The sequence below is a fragment of the Tumebacillus avium genome (genome assembly GCF_002162355.1).
Taxonomy (GTDB): Bacteria; Bacillota; Bacilli; order Tumebacillales; family Tumebacillaceae; genus Tumebacillus_A; species Tumebacillus_A avium.
Map to the genome: position 1 here is coordinate 3,310,001 of NZ_CP021434.1, position 2,500 is coordinate 3,312,500.

Consider the following 2,500-nt stretch of genomic DNA (forward strand, 5'->3'; position numbering starts at 1 on the left):
AGCGCAGCATGGTAAATTAGAAAACGTCGCTTCTGCGGCATACGGTGGAAGCCCAACTAAGAACGCGACGTCCTGTCGCAACGTTGGACAATGTACATCGTGTACTTGATCCTTGAAAACTAAACGAGTGTTACAGAGAGATGACGCGAGTCAGAGATACAAACTTTTTCAACTTTTATTGAGAGTTTGATCCTGGCTCAGGACGAACGCTGGCGGCGTGCCTAATACATGCAAGTCGAGCGGACTGATTCGGAGCTTGCTCCGAAGATGTTAGCGGCGGACGGGTGAGTAACACGTGGGCAACCTGCCAGACAGACCGGGATAACGCTTGGAAACGAGTGCTAATACCGGATAGGCTTCTCCTTCGCATGAGGGAGAAGAGAAAGAAGCTTTCGCTTCACTGTCGGATGGGCCCGCGGCGCATTAGCTAGTTGGTGAGGTAATGGCTCACCAAGGCGACGATGCGTAGCCGACCTGAGAGGGTGACCGGCCACACTGGGACTGAGACACGGCCCAGACTCCTACGGGAGGCAGCAGTAGGGAATCTTCCACAATGGGCGCAAGCCTGATGGAGCAACGCCGCGTGAATGATGAAGGCCTTCGGGTTGTAAAATTCTGTCTTCTGTGAAGAACAAGTGTGAGAAGAGAACGCTCACACCCTGACGGTAACAGAGGAGGAAGCCCCGGCTAACTACGTGCCAGCAGCCGCGGTAATACGTAGGGGGCAAGCGTTGTCCGGAATCACTGGGCGTAAAGCGCGCGCAGGCGGCCATTTGCGTCCGGGGTGAAAGCCCAAGGCTCAACCTTGGGATTGCCTTGGATACGGGATGGCTTGAGGATCGGAGAGGCAAGGGGAATTCCACGTGTAGCGGTGAAATGCGTAGAGATGTGGAGGAACACCTGTGGCGAAGGCGCCTTGCTGGCCGATTTCTGACGCTGAGGCGCGAAAGCGTGGGGAGCAAACAGGATTAGATACCCTGGTAGTCCACGCCGTAAACGATGAGTGCTAGGTGTTGGGGGGTACCACCCTCAGTGCCGAAGCTAACGCATTAAGCACTCCGCCTGGGGAGTACGGTCGCAAGACTGAAACTCAAAGGAATTGACGGGGGCCCGCACAAGCAGTGGAGCATGTGGTTTAATTCGAAGCAACGCGAAGAACCTTACCAAGACTTGACATCCCGCTGACCGGTTTAGAGATAGACCTTCCCTTCGGGGCAGCGGTGACAGGTGGTGCATGGTTGTCGTCAGCTCGTGTCGTGAGATGTTGGGTTAAGTCCCGCAACGAGCGCAACCCCTAAATTGTGTTGCCATCATTTGGTTGGGCACTCACAATTGACTGCCGGTGACAAACCGGAGGAAGGCGGGGATGACGTCAAATCATCATGCCCCTTATGTCTTGGGCTACACACGTGCTACAATGGGCGGTACAAAGGGTTGCGATGCCGCGAGGCGGAGCCAATCCCAAAAAGCCGCTCACAGTTCGGATTGCAGGCTGCAACTCGCCTGCATGAAGCTGGAATTGCTAGTAATCGCGGATCAGCATGCCGCGGTGAATTCGTTCCCGGGCCTTGTACACACCGCCCGTCACACCATGGGAGTTGGCAACACCCGAAGCCGGTGAGGTAACCGTAAGGAGCCAGCCGTCTAAGGTGGGGTCGATGACTGGGGTGAAGTCGTAACAAGGTAGCCGTATCGGAAGGTGCGGCTGGATCACCTCCTTTCTAAGGATTTAAGATTTTTCTATAAGACTTGCGTCAATCTCTGACAACAACTCGTTTAGTTTTGGGGGATCAAACCCTCAAGGTGTTCCTTGAAAACTGGATAGCGAAATAGTGAGTCAAGACATGTTTGAAATGCAGTACTTTCGAAGCATTAACTTAGGTTAAGCTACGAAGGGCGCACGGAGGATGCCTTGGCGCCAAGAGCCGATGAAGGACGGGGCAAACACCGAAATGCCTCGGGGAGCCGTAAGCAGGCGTTGATCCGGGGGTATCCGAATGGGGCAACCCGGCACTCGTAATGGAGTGTCACTCAGCACTGAATCCATAGGTGTTGAGAGGTAGACCAGGGGAACTGAAACATCTAAGTACCCTGAGGAAGAGAAAACAATAGTGATTCTCCTAGTAGCGGCGAGCGAACGGGGAAGAGCCCAAACCGCGTGGCTTCGGCCATACGGGGTTGCGGGGCGTCTCATCGGTGGACAGTGCCAAATTTATCGAAGCAGCGACAGCGAATTCGGTAAATTTCGCACTGTCCGCCGAATGGAGTTACAAATCTGTTTGGTAGAAGAACGATCTGGAACGATCGACCGCAGAGGGTGAAAGTCCCGTATTCAAAATCAACCAGACTCCGAGACGATACCCCAAGTACCGCGGGACACGAGAAATCCCGTGGGAATCAGGGAGGACCACCTCCCAAGGCTAAATACTACTTGGCGACCGATAGTGAACCAGTACCGTGAGGGAAAGGTGAAAAGCACCGCGGGAGCGGAGTGAAAAAG

General features: G+C 54.2%; 2 rRNA genes (1 of these 2 only partly in view). Both read left to right on the plus strand.

Annotated elements, in window-relative coordinates:
- The first annotated feature begins 174 nt into the window (after positions 1-174).
- A 16S ribosomal RNA gene (locus tag CBW65_RS16085) occupies positions 175-1,721 on the plus strand.
- A gap of 159 nt (positions 1,722-1,880) precedes the next feature.
- Positions 1,881-2,500 (plus strand): 23S ribosomal RNA (locus CBW65_RS16090); it runs 2,376 nt beyond the window's last position.
- The 16S and 23S rRNA genes sit together here, the layout of an rRNA operon.